Below are 20,371 nucleotides of genomic sequence, written 5' to 3' on the forward strand. Positions count from 1 at the left end.
ATACTCTCCCCTTACATAAGCTGCAAATATTCATCAATATCTTTAGAAATTTGTATAAAAGCTTTATCCCAAAATTCATAGCTTGTTATATCTATTTGAAAATGTTTTTTCTTGAGTTCTTCTACTGGAGCTTTTCCGGTTTCTCGTAGAAATTCTTTATACTTTAAATGGAATGTACTTGAGTTTTGCTTCGCTATTTCTAATAAACTAAAACTTGCTAAATATCCAAATGTGTACGGATAATTGTAAAAAGGAACATCCGCAATATAAAATTGAGTATATTTCATCCACACGAACGGCTGATATTCACATAGAGCATGTCCATATGCTTCTTCTTGTGCCAATATAGATAACCTCTCAATTTCGTCAGCACTTATAGGACCTTCTTTACATTTTTCATAAAAATTCTTCTCAAACTGAAATGATGCTCGAATGGCCATAACATAATTAAAAGTATTTCTTATTTTCCAGCTAAGTAATGACTTTTTCATTTCTATACACTTTGTTGTTTCAATTAAATAGTTTATGAGTACTGTTTCAAAGAAAATAGACGCTGATTCAGCTGTACTCATTGGCAAATAATCATCTAAAAAAGAAGTAGATTGTTCAAAACTCATATTATGAAAATGCCAAGCATGTCCTAGCTCATGAGCAAGTACTCTTACACTATCTATACTCCCATCATAACGCATGGAGATTCGCGATTCTTTCTCACTGAAAAATGGAGCACAAAAACCACCTGGTGGTTTATTCTCTCTCGGTTCCGCATCTACCCATCCACTTTCTATCGCATTACGTGCAAATTCTGCTAATTCTTCATCAATATCTTTTAATGCATCATATATGTTTTGTACTGCTACTGAAAAAGGAATAATAGCCTCATTATTTTCCTTTACTGTCATAAGTTCATGCCATGTAATGGAAGCTTTCCCGTTCTTATACACGTTTACAGCGCTTACTAATTTATCTAGATTTTCTTCTGTCGCATTCCACATTTGTAATAAAACAGTTTCAGAGATTCCATTCGCTTGAAGAGATTGTGATAAAATCTCACTATCTTCTATTTCGTTACTTTTTATATTACGTAATCTCCCTATTTGATTTAATACAGTAGCAAAGATTTCTTTTTCCTTATTTAATGCGTTTGTTAGTAACTCGAAGACTTCTAATCTTTCCTTTTCATTATCACTATTCATTGCAATATTATTTGCTTGTCCAAATGAAAATTGCTTATTATTGTACTCTATTTCTAACCTATTCCTTAATTGTATGTACATATTTTCCCATGCACTTAGTTCGTCTTTTATTAACGTAGTATTAATAATCTCGGCAGTTTCCGCTTCACTTTGTTGTATTACTTGCTGTACTTCACTTTTTAGTTCTTTTACTTTCACAGTCAATATAGTATTATCAGATGAAACACTTTCTTCAGCCGATCGACAATACAAATAGTATTCTGCTTTTTCAATAGCTTTTATAAGTTTTGAAAGAGCCTCTACATCTTTTGCTACAAAATATTGTTCTTTCAACTCCATTATTGGAACGAGTAAGTCCTCATTCGAACACAAACGATCTAAGTCCCACGTAGCAATTTCATACATTTTTATAGCCGCCTCCTATTTTTACAAATAGTTACAGATATTTCTCCCTACCCAATTATATATGAAACCGCAATTTTTTAATATCTTTAAATATTTCGTTTTTTGATAAACAGCACTAGATTTATATTCGTTTCTTTCACCACTCAAACACAAATAGCATAAACACATGAATGATACGATGTGTAAAAAAGACAATAAAGTTATTTACTTTTAAACCTAAAACAAGCATAACCCCGTTCTAAATTTAGGACGGGGTTAAAATATAGTTGTATAATTTTCGATATAAGATACTTCACTGTACTTAAAAATATAACAATAAAGTCGTTTAAAAATCTAAGTTTTATTCAACAATAGCGCCTATTGTTGAATAATGTTCAATTTTAAACGAATAAAGCCATTAATATTAAATTTTGATAGCCGTCATCCAATTTTACACCCTTTGCTTTTCTACCCTCTTCAAAAAAGCCTAAATTCTTATATAACTGGATTGCACCTAGATTATCTTCCATTACCTCAAGACAAACTTTTTCAATCTTACTGTTATTTTTAGCCCAATTGATTAACGTTTCTAGAAGAGCTCTTCCAATACCATAATTTCGATATTCAGGTAGTATGGTCATTGCAAAAGCCCCTTGATGACTAATTTTTTCTTTGTTTCCGTTCTTAAAATCTATTGCACCGACTAACTTACCATCAACTTCAGCAATAAACTGTACATAATTTGGATTTTCATGATAAGCTTTTAACGTTTTTTGAATAGCATCAACACTCATCTTTTTTACACCCTCAACCGTACTTAGCATGTATGGAGCGTTTATTAAAGCTTTTGAAGCAGCATTTAGCATTCTTTCTGCATCCTGTTCTTTAGCTTCTCTAATTATTACTGTTTTTCCATCCTTAGATTTATAAGTAAAAACGTTAGTTGATAATATATTACACACACCCTTTCGGAATATAATTAATCGGATTTTTTAACTATTCCACAATTCTTAAGTAAGAGAAAGTCGTATCACCTTTTTCTGCAATCACCCTCCTTTAACTTAATAACAATTATTTCAAATATTTTTAATTTTGACAAGAAATCGTTCCGTTATATAGCTCGATTGTTGAATAACATGACTGGCGTTTTTTAAACAACTTTATTGTGTTTTAAACGACTTTATTGTAAATTAAACAACTTTATTATCTCTGTACACGATGACTGATATAAGTAACACTTCACCAATACCATATCGACCAATTATCACAGATTAAAAATAAAAAAGGATTGATCAAAAGATCAATCCTTTACTCTACTTCATTTAAGAAAAATAACGTTATAACGCCAGGACCTGTATGTGCACCGATTGCTGCACCAATTGTATTTACAATAAATACTTCACAGCCAAATCTTTCTGTAATTAATGCTTTTAATGCTTCAGCTGTTTCTAAATCGTCACCGTGAGTCATACCGATTGTTTGACCTTTAAGATCTTTTCCGCGCTCTTCCATAATATCTACAATTCGGCCAAGTACTTTCTTTTTCCCTCTTACCTTTTCAAGTGGTACAAGTTTTCCTTCTTCTACGTTTAAGATCGGCTTAATGTTTAGTAAACCACCGATAAAACCTGCTACTTTACTTAAGCGCCCGCCTCTAACAAGGTACTGCAAGTCAGCTACAGTGAAAATATGTTCCATATGGTTCATTAGAAAATCAACACGTTTTAAAATATCTTCTTTTGCTGCGCCTTCTTTTGCCATTTTAGCAGCTTCTAAAACGACAAGTCCTTGACCAAGCGAAGCACATTTCGTATCAATAATTTCTAAATCTAAATCTGCATATGTTTCTTTTACTTCCTCTTTAATGACAACTGACGATTGATATGTACCAGACAGTTCAGATGAAAAAGCTAAATATATACAAGAATTATCTTCTTTTGCATAAGAAACAAATTTTTCTTGGAAAGTTTCAAGTGAAGGCAATGACGTTCTATAAACAGCGCCTTCTCTCATTTTTTGCAATAATGTAACTGAATTTAATGTAACTCCATCTAAATACTCTGTTTCTGCTTCATCATATACACGGAGTGGAATTAAATCAATATCATATGCCTGCAGCAATTCTACCGGTAAATCCGCCGCACTATCCGTAATGATTTTAACACCCATTTTTAAACCTCTATTCTGTTATAAATATATAAGAAATAAAATAAAAAATATTACTTTTAAATTATATACGTAAAACTAAAATGAAGAAAGGAAAAGACTTTATATTGTATGCACTATTATTCAAAACTTGAACTGCAAATAAAAATGATTTCATTTTAGCCTCTTTTTACGACTTATTACACTGTGTATAATGAGAATATTACATTTTTTCTGAGGGAGGATACATATGAGTATTCAACTAGCTACATCTAATGATTTAGAATGGATTAATAATCACTATGAATCGATAGGATTTGTACCAAGTGATTTAACACGAGACACAGTTGCGATCGTTACATATCACAACGAGTATGCAGGTGTTGGACGATTAGTCCAAATAGATGAAGATACTATTGAAATGGGTGGGATTTTTATTCTCCCTAAATTTAGAGGTCTACAATTAGCTGGAGAACTTGTCTCATTTTTAGTACAAACTGCGAAAAAATTACAAATACAAAATGTGTTTTGTCTTCCTTTTGAAGAACTAGAAAGTTTTTATAAAAAATATGGCTTTACTGAAGTTAATACTACGAAAGAAGTTGTCCACCCAATTATTCTAAAAAAATATAATTGGTGTTTGGAAAATTACGATAAACATGTTTTACTATTTAAGTTGTGAGTTTTGTAATAAAGGAGTGAATACATTCTATATTACGGCTTAGGTTAAAACAAGGAATTAACTATGTTATTTAATTAACTTATTTATTCAAGCAACATATACGCCAATCTTATGTCCGTTTTAAATAAGTGTTAGCAAGTTCGTTGACAAACTTGTTAGCACTTTTTTTAAACATACCCTTGAAGAAATTCATACAATTAAGTAACTATCCTAGCTAGCAATAATATCATCCTTCATAAATATGAAAATGAATTCATTGAGGATAAACCGTTTGGAGGATATTCTATAGCACTAAATGATTTACAAAAGATTACGCCTTGGTACGCAATGAATAAAAATAATGAGCTAATCAAGGGAATATAATCATTTTTATGTAATTCGCACTTGTACTTCCTGTTCTTGTATCACTTGAATGATTAATTCCAATACAATATTTTGTGCTAACTGATACACATTATCATGAAATGTACTTTGTTCTGATATGTATTCAATACATTGATAAATATAGCCTTCTACAAATAAGCTACCTTTTTCAACTGTAAATGCATTTTGTCCATTCTTTTTTACTTTTGGCACTAAGAATTCAGTTTTTGTCAAAACAATCTCCTGTTCCACCTCTTTTATTCCTATGACTTTTTCTGTAAATACAACTTTTTCTCGTAAACTAATTTCACCTTTATACTTCCCTATTTCTATTGGTAGTCTGGCTGTTATACTATTATTTACTTCTCCTTCATTTCCACTCTCTAATATTATACTGTGGATAGGTATCCATGTAGATGTCTCTACCTTATTCTCTTCATTATTCCCTTTAACTTTTTGATTATATAATTCAACAAGCACTCTCTTTTCATGAAGATTTAAAGAAACTAATTTACAATAAGCCTCCGAATGATACTGTTGCACTGTAGTTAATAACTTAGAATCTAATTCACTCCCCTCTGCATCTTTTTCATTTCGAAATACAAATTCATCTTGATTTTTCACATTTATTTTTGGAAATACTTTAAAGCTAGACACTTCTGAAATAATAGAAAATGGAGTTTTCACTACCATTGAATGCACTGAAGTCTCTATTTTTGATCCTAAACCTATACTTTCTCTCTTTGATTCAGTTTCTTCACTTTTTTTCTCTGATTCATTTACTACTTCTACTTTCTCTAATCCAATCACTTTATTTTCTTTTGCTGGTTCAGTCTCTTCACTTTCTTTCTTTGATTTAATTGCTTTATCTTCTTTTTTCAATTCAGTTTCTTCACTTTCTTTCTCTATTCCAATTACTTTATCTTCTTTTTTTGACTCTGTTTCTTTACTTTTCTTTTTTTCTCTTATTTCACGCGAATCATCTTGAACATTCAGCATTTTCCCTTTGTAAACTTTGTTCCATATTCCTTTACCAACCAATGGCTTATCCATCACCATCCCCCCATCTGATGAAATCCATAAAAATATATTATTTTTACGCGACCATTTCATCATTATATATGTTTTATAATAATAAAAAAGACATTGTCTTTTTAATAAAGACAATGCTTTTTTATTTTTATACTTGTACTTGTTGTACTTGTAAAACTTTTAAAGTAAGATCTAGTACAATTTTTTCACGAAGAGTTCCAAATGGCTCGTTTAATTCTGTTGGACAAGGTGAAAAGTCTAATTCGAAAAATTGTGCGCTTACTAATTCACAATATGGTTGTTCGTTATAAAAAACTGCATTTTCGAAGAAATATTTGTCTAAACGTGGTAAATCACCGTTGTTAGGATTAATAAAATGAGAAGTAGTGTCTGAGGAAGAAGCTACTAAAGCTAGTGATAGGAAATCAGCTTCTGTTAGATCTGCAAAACCAGAAAATGGAACATTTGCAATGCGGTCATATAGAACCCCATTACACTCATCATTTGCATATTCAATATTTTTACGAATATACCCTTGTACAAATAATTTTCCTCTTGTAACTCGGCGGTAAGGTGTACCAACTACCGGAGTAAATGCTACAGGAACTAACTTACATTGTGTTAAAAATACATTTTTTAACACACGTTTAATCTCAGTTGCTGGAGGATCTAATGAAATATCAGATTCTACAACAATTTGAATTGTTCTTTCTGCTAATACAACTGGTATTTTTACGATTGGTGCTCCTGGAGTAACAATTGGTGTTGCCGCAGCATCACTTAATGGTGTTTGGGTTTGTCCCGCTACCTGACATGGTACATTAATTGGGCATTGTTCACTCATATTTTATAATCTCCTTTATATGAAAAATTTAGAACTTTTTAACTCTCTATACTGTATATGTTTGTCTTCTATTAATGCGTGGGTTTGTATCATAGACACTTTTATCATTTACAAATAAAAAGAGTACTCTCTCTTTAATAGTCAAATACACATAACTTAATATACTTAATTTTCATGTATATTTACCTATAAAAAATAGAATTTCTTAACTCTCAACGTGGAAAAATACAATGATACGTTAATTAAGTTCAATAGTAAAAAAGATAACCATATTTTCGAAGAAACTTTCAAAATCTATTCTTCATTTTATAATATCCATGTAACAGCAATTTAATATTGAAAGCACCTTATTGTTTATAAATAAAAACCGACTTAATAAAGTCGGTTTTTATACCTAAATTGTTGTGGAATCACTTCATCTTTATGATTCATATCGTTTTTTTACTCTCACCTTTTCCAATAGAATTTATCAATACTTCTAATGAAAACAATCTTGTCGTTGTTCTCCCCTCTAATACTATTAATTAACATCTCTCTTAATGCCTTTAGCTTAGGTAAAATTATCTTTGTATATTTTATCTTTGTAATTATAAAAAAGGACCAATTGATGTTAATTTAATTAGTCCTTTTTTATGTTGTACAATTCAATTCGTACAAACTCGTTCAATTACCTATTATTCACAAAATAAGTATCATACGTCTTATCAAAAACATATCCTAGCTTTTCTGCTAGTTTTGCAGATGTAGTATTTGCTGCATCCCAGTTTGGATATATCCCTTTTTCTAAACAGTCCAAGATTAACGCTGCACTAACTATAGTTGCTAATCCTTTTCTTCTATGATTGTGATCAGTCGCAACTTCAATTTCAATGCCATTATCATATATACTATACGATGATGCACCGCATACAACTTCTCCTTTATACAAAATACTATAACCTATACCTCGATTTATATAATCTTCTACCGTTTGAAATTGACTTGTAAAATCTTCGGAGACCTTATGTAATGTAGGGATATTTACGATATGTTCATCGATTCTTCGTAACTCGTATCCTTTTGGAAGCGCTGATATAAACGATTGTAATTTTGAATGATCGAAAACTTCCGCATTCCGTTTAAATTTATAGCGTAAAAACTTATCTATTTTTCTTTCGTAAAATGTTTCTAAACGCTTTTTCCACTCTTCACTATTTACGATTACTAACATTCTATCAGGAATGTTACGTAATAACTCGTCTGTTTCCTTCACATTTGGATCTCCAGTATAAAATGTGAAAATCCCTACTGTAACTTGCGCTATTGTCGGATTTTCAAGATTATTTACCCAAGCGGTGCCCATATGTCCTTGTAAATAAGAAAGTAACACAACATTATTAAAATCCTCAAACAGAGAAACTAATTTTTTTCTAGTATGTATATTTGCTTCATATATCATTTACATTCCCGCTTTCTATAAAGTCAATATAACTCTATATCTTTATGAATCCACTTAAATAACTTTTTTTACTCATCCGTTTATTCGTCATATAAGCAAACGCCTATTACACTTAAACTTCATATAATTATAAATTATTCACAAATATAAAATTATTATAACATCTATTCAAAAAAGAAAACTTCACTTTTTTGATTTTAAAATACACATCTTTTTATCTAAATAAAACATATTTATTGATAAAATTTTATACGTATACCAAATCTATCTAAATAACTGTAAGATTTATTTATAACTAAGCTTTTTAAGGGGGATTATAAAATGTCTGATTTCTATTCTCGTCTTTCAAAAAGTGATGCCGCTGTTCTTCTAGTGGATCATCAAACTGGCCTGATTTCTAGCCTAGTGCGTGACTATGGTGTTGATGAGTTCAAGAATAATGTTTTGGCTCTTGCTAATACCGCTAGTTTTTTTGATTTGCCGGTTATTTTAACGACTAGCTTCGAAGACGGTCCTAATGGTCCACTCATGCAGGAATTAATTGAACTATTTCCAAATGCTCCTAAAATAGCGCGTCCTGGACAAATTAACGCGTGGGACAATGATGAATTTGTAAAAGCTATTGAAGCAACGGGTAAAAAACAGCTAATTATCGCAGGCGTAGTTACTGATGTTTGTGTTGCGTTCCCGGCTCTATCAGCTGTAAATGCAGGGTATGAGGTATTTGTTGTAACGGATGCATCTGGAACTTTTAGTAAACAAGTTGCTGATGCCGCTCTTATGCGTATGGCTCATGGAGGGGTACAACTCATGAACTGGTTTAGCGTTGCAGCTGAATTACAGCGCGACTGGCGAAATGATGTTGAAGGCTTTGGAGCTTTACTTGCTAAGCATCTTCCAAGTTATCAAAATATCATCGGAAGCTATATGGGAGCTCAAAAAGAATTTAGTAAATAAATTAATCAATCCTTGATTTAACTTGATATCAATTCCGAATAACTATGTAATGTAAAGACTACCAACAGTAATCTACATAATTAAGAAAAGGGCTATTGAAGTAGCCCTTTTCTTAGTTGCTTTACAAATTGACCTCTTTCATTACATTTAAGTTCACTTAAATAATATTTTTCTAGCTTTACTGTAATGGGTCCCTTCATAAATTATTGTAAAAAACCGTATCCTGATAGAAATTTGTACATAGCAATAAAAAATATAACTAACCATCCTATTTACTTCTAACATTCATATTAACAAAGCAATTTTTTCGTTCATACAATCCAATTCGTATATGTAAAAACCCTCATTATCTTGTAAGAGGGTTAATCAATATAAATACGTTATTTCTCCTTCTTAGAAGTAAAGGATTCTGTAGCGCCATTTGTATATATTTTAGTCAACTGAATAATTGATGTGTACGTATTATCGTCATTCTTTACCATCTTTTTCAACTCTTCTATTTCAGCATTACCAGTTCCACTCTCTATTCTCAAACAGTTCGAAATGTTGAGGTATCCACTCGATGCGAAAAGAATAATAAACGTAAGATCTGGGAAATTAATGAACAGTAATCCGAAGTTCAAAGGATTTGCAGCCGTATCCGATAATATCAATCGAAAATCTAATAGTTCTGGCACTTGAACAAAATCTTTAGAAACAATCGCTTCACCTACTATTGTAATTTGCTTTACTACATTCCCAAGTTCATCTGTAAATTCAATACATCTAGGCGCATCAATTGTTTCTGCTTGTAGAGATAAATTCAATTCAGAATTATAAAAGTCGAAAAAGAGTGTGCTTCCCTCCGTTAAACACTGTGGACAAACATTTCCAAGGAGACTAAAATCCTCTTCAATAAATTTAACTTTTGCTTTACAACTACACACTTTTCCTATTCGAATCGCATCAATCTTTGAACAATCTACAAAAATAACATCATTGTCCTCTTGTACAAATGACACGATACCTTTCATCTTGTTAAATGAAAGAAAATAGGATACAACAATTTCCTTTCCGGCTATTACGATACTCTCAACCTTAGTAAAAGGTTCTAGACTTTGTAAAAATTCACATATGCTATTTTGACAACATTTACAATTTCGTTTCGGCTCGCAATCCACTTACATTCAATCCCTTCCCTATATGTTTTTATCTAATACACATAATATGAGCGGGATATAAGAAAAGCTTGGACAATATAATTTTAACGTAAGGATATAATTATTTATTCATAACATTAATAAGGAAATTACATCAATAATAAGTAATAACACATAATTTTTACTATAAATACATATAACAATTTCATCTTTCAATGAAAAAGCGTTATAATGAGGTGTAGCCTCTACGATTACGTTATAAAGGAGATTAAAACAATGGCTAAAATTAAAGTGTACCAAGCAAAAGAAGAAAATATGGAAGCAATAAAAAACATCATTGATGTTGAGGAACAAAACCCAACTGCTGAAAACTTACAAAATCTATACGCATGTGTATTAGAAACTGAAGATATGGCATTGCCTGAATCATACATTGAAGAAGATATCTTAATTGATTCTATGGAAGTTATGGTTAACGCTTCTCAGAGCAAACTAAGAGACTTAGGTACATACGATGTAATCGAAGTTCAAAACAAGGGTAAGAAAACACAAATTTTATTATTAGCAGACGAAGAATACGAAATTATCGAAGGCTAATCTAAATCCGTACATATGAAAAAAGCTCCTTTCAAAATTGAAAGGAGCTTTTTCTTTACGCTTTTGATGTTTCACTTTTTACCTTGTTTTGTTTTTTCTTAAATACCATGCGCTCATTTCCCATAAAGAAAATGAATACTAATGCTAAACCTGCTGGTACTAACGCCCACATAAATGTTTGAACGATTGAACTAGAAAGAGCGTCAATAATTTTATCTAATATTTGCGGCGGAATTTGAGATCTTGCCGATTCTGATAGAATAGCTCTTGAATCTCCTAAAGCGTTCGTATTCATCCCCCCGCTCATACCTTTAAATGCCTCTTCTAGCTGGTTCTGGAAACCAGTTCTTTGAATCATTCCAAAGATCGTAATACCAAGCGTCATACCTAATGAACGAATGAAGTTACTCGTTGAAGTCGCAGACCCGCGTTGTTCCATACCGAAGTTGTGAATAGCTGCCATACTTAGTACAGAGAATGAGAAACCGACTCCAAATCCGATAATAATCATATAAATCGTTAATAATACACGACTTGTTTCTGGCGTTAACGTGCTTAATAAGAATAATCCAAGTAGCATAATAACAGCAGAAATAATCATAATGTTTCGGTAGCTAAGCTTAGTCGTTAAAAATCCGCCTAACTGCGCTGTTACGACTGATCCTAACATCATCGGTAAAAGTAACAATCCTGAGTTTGTTGCAGTCCCGCCATATACACCTTGAATAAATAACGGAATGTACACAGTTGCTGACATAAATGCAGCCCCGTAACATAATGCAATAATTGTACTCATTCCGAATAAACGTTGTTTAAACATCTCAAATGAAATGATTGGTTCTTCTACTTTTCGTTCAATAACAATAAAAGCAATTACTAAAATAGCGAACCCAGCAAATAAACTTAAAATAAAGCTAGAATCCCAATCATATTTTTGTCCGCCTAGTTCTAGGGCAAACATTAAACAAACTACTGCACCAACTAAAGTAATTGCGCCAAACCAATCAATCTTTTGCTTTCTATGAACTCGTGACTCTTTATAAAATAATGTAATAAAAATAAGTGCTAAAATTCCAAGTGGTAAGTTAATATAAAATACCCAGTGCCAGCTAATATAATCCGTAATATATGCGCCAAGTAATGGCCCGAAAATACTTGATAAACCAAATACTGCTCCGAATAATCCACCCATTTTCCCGCGTTTTTCTGGAGGGAAAATATCAAAAACGATAGTAAATGCGATCGGCACTAGTGCCCCGCCGCCAATACCTTGAATGGCACGATAAATACCTAACTGTGTAATATTTTCAGCAGTTCCACAAAGTGCCGAACCAATCATAAAGACGATTAAACCGAAAATAAAGAATCTCTTTCTACCATACATATCTGATAGTTTACCGAAAATCGGCATGCCTGCCATTTCTGCGACCATATAGGCAGAAACGACCCATACAAAGTTTTCAAGGCCTCCTAAGTCACCAACAATCGTTCCCATCGCTGTTACGACAATGGTATTATCCATTGATGCCATTAAAATACCTAGCAATAAGCCCGCCACAACAAAGCCGAGCTTATTATTCTTCTCAACCATAACCTTGCTCTCCCTCGCATTACTTATATTTGTTTATGTTCTTTTACGACTGCATTACCTTTTTGGTTAAAACTAGTATGATATTCTACAACACTAATTTCACATCCTGGACCAATGGTAACGTTGTTTCCTCTTACTACTTCAGCAATCGTATGCTCTAAATAAATCTCATCTCCTTCAATGATAGACGTTTGGAGGCTTCCTGCGTCACTTGTAAATGGAATGAATCTCGCTTTTTTACGAACGGAAATCTTCTTACCACCAATTTCTCTCACTTTACTTCCTTCATAACGAAGTGAAATTTCTATATTTTCAGCATTAAGTAATCCATCACTTTCAAGACCACCCGTTAATGATAATTCCTCTAGTTCGATATCTCCTTTCACATTTAAAGCGCCTTTCACATCTACGAAATCACCAGTTAACTTCCCCTTAACTTCTATCATACCCCTTACTTTTATTTTTTCAATATGAGCATCACTATTCATTTGTGTATTTCCGTATACTTTTACATATTCCGCAGTTACATTTCCTTGTACTTCACTATCTCCATACACGACATAATTTTTCACTTTCATATTGCCACGTACATCACTCGTGCCGTACGTTTTAAATTCATTACAACTCATATCATTAGAAATCGTTCCTTCGCCGCGTATCTTCACTTTGTTATAATCTCCACCTGCTGAACTACCAGAACCATTGACAGTAAGACTATGTTGATGTCCCATACTCATTTCTCCCTTCCTTTAAACCTGCTTAATTTCTTTTACATTTGCACTTTTATCAACAGTAAGAACACCAGTATATTCAATAAGTTCAATCTCACAGTTCGGTCCTACTGTAACATTGTTTCCCCTTACCGTTTTTATGTGCGCATAATCAATATCGATATTGTCACCTTCTAACAATTCAGCTTCTAACTGTAAGCCAAATACTGTTTTAAATAGTCTACTAAAAGCGCTCAATCTATGTTTTACTTTAATGGTTTGGCCACCAATTTCTTTCGCTCTACATGTACCGTGAATATTTATATTAATTTCATCTGCGCTTAGTAATCCACCAACTGTAAATTGCCCTTCTGAAGAAAAAATATCAACTTCACAATTACCATCAATCGTCGCTTGACCATTGATTTTAAATTCTTCACCAGTTACATTACCACCTATCGTCCCTTTTCCTGCAATTTTCAAAGTGGTCGCCTTTACATCTTGTGTAATTGTCCCTTTCCCATCGATTCGCATCGTTTCTGCACTAACTGTACCCTCAACTTTGCCTGATCCGCTAATTCTCGCATCGCCACTTTTCAAATCACCAGTAACAGTTCCGTAACCATTACATTCAAATTGGTCGCATTCAACGTTTCCATTAACAGTTCCTTTTCCATTTAGTTGCACTTTATGAAACTCTCCACCGTTTGATGAACCATATCCATTTATAATTAAATTTTCTGTACGCATTATTTCTCCTCCACTACAACAGTTTAGTTTTTAATGCTTCGGTATATTTCATAATTGCTACACGTAAAACAATCTTTGTTCCCTTTTCAAAGATTAAATCCTCAACGCTTGATACTAAGAAGCATGTAGAAATCCCTAACTTCCGAATAATAACTAAGTCACAATTTTTATGTTTAATCGCTTCATAATTTTCACGTAAAACTTGTAAAACCATTTTCCCTTCTTCTAAGCTAACGTCTCCTGATTGAAGAAGTTCTTCTAACACGTATACATAAAGAATATCTGCAAATTGAAAATCTGCCGTTTTGTTCGTTTGCTCCATGAAAAATTGTAAAACAGTCTCTGATGTAATTCCTTTACGGATGAGATCTTCTTTTGTTAAAAAAATCTCTGTTACGCTTGGTGAAAACATATTTGCCAATTCATCAAGTGATAGATCTTCTTTCATCGTTTGAATTTTATCAATACGCTCTAATATCTTTTCTTTCGGAAAAAATGTTTCCTGACCTGTGAACGTTGACTTCCGTACAAACCAATCTTCCGGTATTAAATTTTTTCTCTTCCACCTATATAACTGTCCGTATGAAATACCAGTTAGCTCTAATAAATCTTTTTTTGAAATTAAATCTGTACTCAACTGTATAACACTCCTTCCTAATATCAATGTAACATAACACTGTTACGCTGTAAATAGACTTTTATCGCAAATAGCGTAACAATGCGTAAAACAAACATGTCTTGCACACAAAAAAGGCTCTTACACATCTCATAAAAAATGCGTAAGAACCCTTATATATCATAGCTTAAACCATATTTCATAAAAATCAATCCAACCTTGTGAATTAATTATTATATTTTGTATTTTTTCGTGTGAACTTACTTGCTGTTTGTTACGATACAAAGGAATGATATGAATTTGACGTAACAGTGTATCCTCAATATCGCGTAACAGTGTAAGTCGCTTCTCTACTTTACTCTCCATAAAGTACGGCTGCAATGTTTCGTTAAAGTTTATATTACTTTGCTGATGAATAAAACTGTTTTTTGTAAGAAACATGTATAGTAAACTTTCTTCAATACGCTCGCTAATTGTCGCACTATCATGCATAATATCAGCCTTTTGTATCGTACTTATTTGCAACAACTCTTCTGTTTCAAGAAATTCAATATCAATTTTAATTCCGTATTTCGTACACTCTTTTTGTATCCAATTGGAGTCTTCAACATGATCTTGTCCTGTAAATGTGTATAGTCGCAATGTCTCATTACGGTAAGAACTTTCTTTAATAAGAGTATTTATGTCCTCATTTATATGTATTGTACCACTCTTTGTTAGCACCAATTCTTCGGCTATCTCTCCGCGCGCTCCTTGTAATTCCGCAACAATCGCCTTGCTATGAATGATTTTATATAAAGCTTTCCGAAACGTCTTATCTTGCATGGGCCCTTCTTTTGCAGTATTTAACGTAATGTATGTTACATTCGACTCAAGTCGAGTTAGTTCTTTATGATGCTTTTCTATATCTTTATATCGTGCTTTCGCTAAAACATCGTACGTATTAACACTGTGCTCTACATTCCATAATTCAATTCGGTTGAGAAAAGGTCGCTCTCGAAAATAATAATCATGTGCTTCTAGTACGAATACATCCTCATTATTTTCACATAACTGAAACGGTCCTGTACCAATTAAATTACCTTTTTCATCTTCACTCACAATAGAACACTGTTCTGAACTTAAAACATGTAAAAATAACTTATTATCTGTAGATAAATGAATCTCCACAATGTAGTCATCTAGTATATGTAAGCTTTCTACATGCTGTAACATCCAAGCATGCGGATTATTTTTAGCTTTCAAGAACCGTTCAAATGTATGTATAACGTCATGCGCGATAAATTCTTTCCTGTTATGAAACTGAACACCTTTTCGTAAGTAAAAGGTCCATATATGTTTCTGATCATCATACTCCCAATAAAACGCCAGTCGTGGCTCTACATTGTTTGTACTTCCGTCTACATACACTAACGTGTCATATATATGTTTGACCATATGACATTCCGAACGCATCGTAGCGTATACAGGATCTAATGCAATGTCTAGATTCATTTGAACTTGCAAGCGGAGCACATCTCTTCTCCCTTGAGATGTCCTTTCAACTTGATAACCAAATATCGAATCTATCCAAGTTTGAAATTGAGCTTGGAGCGATGGGAAATACGAGATATACCTTTCAATAAACGCGTTTCCGCTTTTTACGTCCCCTTGTTTCGTTATTTCTTTTCCTCTTTCTAAAATTAAGGAAAGCGGATGTTTTTGAAATAACAACTTTGAACGATTCCCTCTTCCTCGGCCAGGAAACCACACAATCCAATGTAATTCTTCTAATTTTTTTATGATTAGTTTACTATTCCGCTCTGTACAAAATAATGTTTCGGATATATTTTGTATTGTTATTTCTAATTGCTCCCCCTCTGCTCTCCCTTTTCCATACTGGAGCCATAGGCTCATATATTGCTCCAAAATGCTCATAAAACGCCCCCCTAAAAGATGAAAAATCTTCCCCTTTCATTCTACCCTTTTTCATTTGTAGCTTCCATCTTATCATTTTAATATAGAAAGGAGGAATTAGAAATGAATCATCTTTTAAAACGTTATAACAGGCCAATCCTCATTCGGTTGTTCGGTGAATTGTTAGTCCGGACGACTGAAGCAATGTTAGCTATCATTTTTATCGTTCACGTTAATAAAGTGTTAAATGGTAATGTCATCGTTACAATGCTTCTTTTCGGATTACAGCCTCTCGCTGATATTGTATTTACATTAATTGCTGGAGGTGCAACAGATAAATACGGTCGTAAGAAAATCATGTTACTCGGCTTAATTTTACAAGCTTTCGCCGTAAGTGGATTCGTTTTTGCTGAATCCGTCGCCTTTTTCGCCTTATTATATGTCGTAAATGGTATTGGCCGCTCTTTATACATTCCGGCACAGCGCGCTCAAATTGCTGACTTAACAAGAGCAGAACAACAGGCCGAAATATTTGCGGTTCTGCAAACGATGGGAGCAATTGGCTCTGTAATCGGCCCATTAATCGGTGCTTTTTTCTATAATAGTCATCCTGAGTACTTATTTATTGCACAAGGTGTGACTCTTACTCTTTATGCTGTACTCGTATGGACTCAGCTTCCTGAAACAGTTCCACTCATAAAAAACGTTAATAAAACGAAAGAAGTATATTCACCAAAACATTTCATTTCGAAACATTACGCTGTGTTTGGACTTATGGTTTCTACGCTACCTATTAGTTTTTTCTATGCTCAAACCGAATCGAACTATCGTATATTCGCCGAAAGTATATTTCCAGATTTTCTATTCATACTTGTATTTATCTCAACTTGTAAAGCAGTCATGGAAGTTATTCTTCAAATTTTCCTTGTGAAATGGTCTGAGCGATTTTCTATGCCTAAAATCATTGTTATTTCTTATACTAGCTTTACTTTAGCTGCGATTGGCTACGGTTATTCCACAACAATATGGTCATTATTCTTTACATTACTCTTTTTAGTAATTGGGGAAAGTATTGCTTTAAATCATTTACTACGATTCGTTTCACAAATCGCTCCAAGTCATAGACGTGGATTGTACTTTTCTATTTACGGTATACATTGGGATATTTCAAGGACTTGCGGGCCTTTTGTAGGTGCACTATTATTAAGCAAATTTAGCGGCAGTACTCTATTTTATATTTGTGCCTTCTTATTAATAATTGGCGGTATTATTCAAGCTTTTTTTGTTCAATCGTTAGAAAAAAGCAAAGTAAAAGAGCTGTCCCTATAGGAACAGCTCTTTTATTTAACCTGCCATTTTATTAATACTATCCTCCGGTGAGAACACAGAAATATGATCTACTTTACCAGTAGATTTCGGAATAACGAATTTCAACTCAAACTGATTATTTACTTTATAAATGTATATTTTATCATTACCGTTGGCTTTAACAGACGCTGGTTTTCCTAAAGCCTTTTCGATCTCTTGTAACGTAATCACTTTAAGTTCTGAATGGTAAGATCGCACGTCAAAGACTTGTGATCCTTTATTAAAGCCAAATGCAACATTTTTATTTGTAAACGTCGCATACATCCCGTTTCCTGCTTGCTCCGTCTTATTTGCTTTCCCCCATGCCTTCTCTATTTCTTCAATATCACCTGAATGTGCTGCATATGGAACATTAGGTACTTTACCTTCTTTCGCTAGCTCAAATAAATCTTTAATATGGTTAATTGATTTTGGATTAGAGTCTTTTGAAGGTTTTGATGAGTCTTGATCTTTTGGTTTTTCCACAGGGTCTTTCTCTTTTTTCGGAGCAGTCTCCTCATTCTTTTTACTCGTTTCCGGCTTATCGTTCTTTTCTTCCGTACTATTTTCTGATGTTGGATTTGTTTGTTTCTTTTCTTCTGTACTCTTACAAGCGGTTAATGCCATTACACACGTTAAAATCAGAAAAAATATAAGTACTTTCATATATACTTTCATCATTTTCAGCCCCCTCTTCAACATATTCACTTTTGTAACCATTCCATTACACTACTCTTCAAATTATTTTCACTCCAAAAAGTAAGTGCTTCTCTTTCCCCGAAAGTATGTACTGCATACTCCATATAAGATGTTCCCAAAAAATAACCGAGTCGATTGTATCCGAAATAATCCCCGCCTGATAGACGGAACCATTCTTTCTCTTTTTCAGCTGTCCATCCTTCAATGTAATCTTGTAAAAAACGTTTCTTAATCTGCTTCTCATTTTCTTTATAACATTGGACCATGGATCACCGTCACTATTATATGAATAGTAAACAGACTCACTTAAATCTTTAACAATTTGTTTTGACAGATAAGTTGCAACACCTTCACGATACAAACTTACCGACGCATCAGTCCATTCAGCATTAGTCCAATCCATTCCGCTCTCTTGTAATACGAAATTATGATATATATGTCCGATTTCATGAGCAACGATAACACGAAGATGTTCCCTTATAGGAGATAATTTTTCTACCGCAAAATAGATATCCCCAATAATCTGTCTTTCCACAAATGCATTGGAACCAAATGCGCCAACAAATAAATGAAATGTTACATTTACCTCAAGGCCAAATTGAGCACGATAGCCTTCACTTACTTCTTGAATGATAGATGGTAAAGTTTCCGAAATCATAAGAATATCTTCTAGTTTTGCAGGATACTTTTCAATCGCACTCGAAAGGCGTTCTTCTGTTTTCGGACAATGAAACTTAAAATACTCTTCGAATGCTTCTGGGTGCATATCATAATATTTGTTCAAGTCATGTAATCCTATATCATTGCTTTCCAAAAGCTTTAAAAAGCTTGGAATTGTATTGTTAATCATCTTATTCATCTCCTTGTATACACACCTTCTCTCCTTACTTGTTACAATCCTCTTTATAAATCTTTAAATAAGCTGTCAAAAAAGCTTATTTAAATGCAAAAAACCAGCAGGAAATGATTAATCTTTCCCTGCTGGTTTCATATTGTGGATTTCTGAAGTTTAATCAAACCATTTGTCGCTATCAGAATTCCATTTATTGTTATGTAAATCGCAGTATTCATCATAATCATGAAAAGTAAAAAAACTGCCCTATTAAAGGACAGCTTCAATTATGTATTTTATACTTCAATAGATTTACCATCTTCAACAATATGGTAAAGTAAGTGTGCTAAATGATGAATCGGACCATATTCTTCCTCTTCTTCATTTGTTTCACCTTGGAATTCAAGATCGTTTAAATATAATGCTAAAAATTGATAGTATAATTTCAAATCAAATCCGTAGCAAGCACTTGGCTCTTCGTGATCTCCTTCATATTGTAACATTAAGTATTGATCATTTCCTTCTGCATCTTCTGCGTCAAAGAATACAAAGAAACCAACGTTTGTATCTAAATCAAATAGATGACGAGTACCTTTTTCTGTTGCTTTATTGAAGTCCTCTTCACTTAATTTATGTACTGTTGTCGCTTTTGCATTATCTTCTTGATGGAAATTTACTGTATATGATTTCAAATGCTGACACCTCCTGATTGTATAACAGTAGCATAACAGATTAGACCACATAATTCAAAGGGACTGCTTACAAATGTAAACAGTCCCCTGTATTCATTTCCGCATTGCACGGAATATAAAGCTTACGATGAAAATCAAAACAATCGCGCCTATTAAAGCCGGAACAATCGCATATCCGCCTATAACAGGTCCAAATTTACCAAGTAACGCTGTTCCAAGCCAAGAACCGACAATACCCGCAATAATATTACCAATTACACCGCCCGGTACATCTTTTCCAGTAATTAAACTTGCAAACCAACCTAATATACCACCGACTATTAAAGACCAAATCATATCATTTCCTCCTTTATAATTGACCAATAAAAATTATAATTAGAAACAATTGCTTACCATTAGTTATGTTACATTTTTCATAAGTTATTCGTCCTTAAAGAAATCATATATTTCTCTAACCATTC

The 20,371-nt window shown here is 33.0% G+C and carries 19 protein-coding genes and 1 pseudogene; 4 read left to right on the forward strand and 16 right to left on the reverse strand.

The genetic code is table 11. From position 1 onward, the window contains the following. Positions 1 to 11 precede the first annotated feature (11 nt). The 3 genes from LUS72_RS14190 to LUS72_RS14200 form a co-directional block, all read right to left on the reverse strand. Entirely contained in the window at positions 12 to 1,601 is a 1,590-nt protein-coding gene (locus LUS72_RS14190) for a M3 family metallopeptidase (protein ID WP_264446665.1), read from the reverse strand. A 380-nt stretch (positions 1,602 to 1,981) separates the two neighbouring features. Further along, complete coding sequence (locus LUS72_RS14195) at positions 1,982 to 2,542, reverse strand: GNAT family N-acetyltransferase (protein ID WP_015000610.1); 561 nt, start codon at positions 2,540 to 2,542, stop codon at positions 1,982 to 1,984. A gap of 346 nt (positions 2,543 to 2,888) precedes the next feature. Next, positions 2,889 to 3,749, reverse strand: coding sequence for a DegV family protein (locus LUS72_RS14200; protein ID WP_097829447.1), 861 nt, complete (start codon positions 3,747 to 3,749; stop codon positions 2,889 to 2,891). Positions 3,750 to 3,975: 226 nt separating this feature from the next. Between LUS72_RS14200 and LUS72_RS14205 the strand changes: the two genes are divergently transcribed. After that, a complete protein-coding gene (locus tag LUS72_RS14205) occupies positions 3,976 to 4,407 on the forward strand; it encodes a GNAT family N-acetyltransferase (RefSeq protein WP_097829448.1) in 432 nt (143 codons plus the stop codon). 369 nt (positions 4,408 to 4,776) lie between these two features. Here LUS72_RS14205 and LUS72_RS14210 read toward each other — a convergent pair whose 3' ends face one another. From LUS72_RS14210 to LUS72_RS14220, 3 genes are all read right to left on the reverse strand, one after another. Then, positions 4,777 to 5,823 carry a BC_2427 family protein gene (locus LUS72_RS14210; RefSeq protein WP_264446670.1) on the reverse strand — a complete coding sequence of 349 codons (1,047 nt, stop codon included), beginning with the start codon at positions 5,821 to 5,823 and terminating at the stop codon, positions 4,777 to 4,779. A 127-nt stretch (positions 5,824 to 5,950) separates the two neighbouring features. After that, positions 5,951 to 6,646 carry a CsxC family protein gene (locus LUS72_RS14215; RefSeq protein ID WP_097829450.1) on the reverse strand — a complete coding sequence of 232 codons (696 nt, stop codon included), beginning with the start codon at positions 6,644 to 6,646 and terminating at the stop codon, positions 5,951 to 5,953. Positions 6,647 to 7,313: 667 nt separating this feature from the next. Beyond that, a complete protein-coding gene (locus tag LUS72_RS14220) occupies positions 7,314 to 8,084 on the reverse strand; it encodes a GNAT family N-acetyltransferase (RefSeq protein WP_097829451.1) in 771 nt (256 codons plus the stop codon). 321 nt (positions 8,085 to 8,405) lie between these two features. On the opposite strand from LUS72_RS14220, the gene ycaC reads away from it, so the two are divergent. Further along, complete coding sequence (gene ycaC / locus LUS72_RS14225) at positions 8,406 to 9,041, forward strand: isochorismate family cysteine hydrolase YcaC (RefSeq protein WP_097829452.1); 636 nt, start codon at positions 8,406 to 8,408, stop codon at positions 9,039 to 9,041. A gap of 380 nt (positions 9,042 to 9,421) precedes the next feature. Here ycaC and LUS72_RS14230 read toward each other — a convergent pair whose 3' ends face one another. Further along, positions 9,422 to 10,201: a BC_2878 family exosporium-associated protein gene (locus LUS72_RS14230; protein WP_097829453.1), complete on the reverse strand. Its 780-nt coding sequence runs from the start codon at positions 10,199 to 10,201 to the stop codon at positions 9,422 to 9,424. 255 nt (positions 10,202 to 10,456) lie between these two features. Between LUS72_RS14230 and LUS72_RS14235 the strand changes: the two genes are divergently transcribed. Continuing rightward, positions 10,457 to 10,777 (forward strand): hypothetical protein, encoded by a 321-nt coding sequence (locus LUS72_RS14235; RefSeq protein ID WP_097829454.1) that lies wholly within the window; start codon positions 10,457 to 10,459, stop codon positions 10,775 to 10,777. Between the two features lie 55 nt (positions 10,778 to 10,832). Here LUS72_RS14235 and LUS72_RS14240 read toward each other — a convergent pair whose 3' ends face one another. The 5 genes from LUS72_RS14240 to LUS72_RS14260 all read right to left on the reverse strand — a co-directional run bounded on the left by LUS72_RS14240 (position 10,833) and on the right by LUS72_RS14260 (position 16,361). Continuing rightward, on the reverse strand, positions 10,833 to 12,368 hold the full coding sequence (locus tag LUS72_RS14240; RefSeq protein WP_097829455.1) for an MDR family MFS transporter: 1,536 nt from the start codon (positions 12,366 to 12,368) through the stop codon (positions 10,833 to 10,835). Between the two features lie 23 nt (positions 12,369 to 12,391). Further along, positions 12,392 to 13,099, reverse strand: a complete 708-nt coding sequence (locus LUS72_RS14245; protein WP_097829456.1) for a polymer-forming cytoskeletal protein — start codon at positions 13,097 to 13,099, stop codon at positions 12,392 to 12,394. A gap of 18 nt (positions 13,100 to 13,117) precedes the next feature. Beyond that, entirely contained in the window at positions 13,118 to 13,828 is a 711-nt protein-coding gene (locus LUS72_RS14250; protein ID WP_097829457.1) for a bactofilin family protein, read from the reverse strand. A 13-nt stretch (positions 13,829 to 13,841) separates the two neighbouring features. Continuing rightward, on the reverse strand, positions 13,842 to 14,465 hold the full coding sequence (locus tag LUS72_RS14255) for a YhbD family protein (protein WP_097829458.1): 624 nt from the start codon (positions 14,463 to 14,465) through the stop codon (positions 13,842 to 13,844). A 159-nt stretch (positions 14,466 to 14,624) separates the two neighbouring features. Further along, positions 14,625 to 16,361 (reverse strand): ABC transporter substrate-binding protein, encoded by a 1,737-nt coding sequence (locus tag LUS72_RS14260; protein WP_098361715.1) that lies wholly within the window; start codon positions 16,359 to 16,361, stop codon positions 14,625 to 14,627. A 102-nt stretch (positions 16,362 to 16,463) separates the two neighbouring features. Here LUS72_RS14260 and LUS72_RS14265 point away from each other — a divergent pair, with 102 nt between their 5' ends. Then, positions 16,464 to 17,669 carry an MDR family MFS transporter gene (locus LUS72_RS14265; RefSeq protein ID WP_097829460.1) on the forward strand — a complete coding sequence of 402 codons (1,206 nt, stop codon included), beginning with the start codon at positions 16,464 to 16,466 and terminating at the stop codon, positions 17,667 to 17,669. A 15-nt stretch (positions 17,670 to 17,684) separates the two neighbouring features. Here LUS72_RS14265 and LUS72_RS14270 read toward each other — a convergent pair whose 3' ends face one another. The 4 genes and pseudogenes from LUS72_RS14270 to LUS72_RS14285 form a co-directional block, all read right to left on the reverse strand. After that, the gene (locus LUS72_RS14270) at positions 17,685 to 18,368 is read right to left on the reverse strand and encodes a YjgB family protein (RefSeq protein WP_141533388.1); all 684 of its coding nucleotides are present in this window, start codon (positions 18,366 to 18,368) and stop codon (positions 17,685 to 17,687) included. Between the two features lie 23 nt (positions 18,369 to 18,391). Further along, positions 18,392 to 19,236: pseudogene (locus LUS72_RS14275) on the reverse strand (DUF5700 domain-containing putative Zn-dependent protease). Between the two features lie 278 nt (positions 19,237 to 19,514). After that, positions 19,515 to 19,910: a hypothetical protein gene (locus tag LUS72_RS14280; RefSeq protein WP_000844593.1), complete on the reverse strand. Its 396-nt coding sequence runs from the start codon at positions 19,908 to 19,910 to the stop codon at positions 19,515 to 19,517. Between the two features lie 93 nt (positions 19,911 to 20,003). Next, positions 20,004 to 20,246 (reverse strand): GlsB/YeaQ/YmgE family stress response membrane protein, encoded by a 243-nt coding sequence (locus tag LUS72_RS14285; RefSeq protein WP_002013368.1) that lies wholly within the window; start codon positions 20,244 to 20,246, stop codon positions 20,004 to 20,006. Between the last annotated feature and the right edge of the window lie 125 nt (positions 20,247 to 20,371).

Origin of the sequence: Bacillus cereus (assembly GCF_025917685.1) — a bacterium.
GTDB classification, from domain to species: domain Bacteria; phylum Bacillota; class Bacilli; order Bacillales; family Bacillaceae_G; genus Bacillus_A; species Bacillus_A cereus_AT.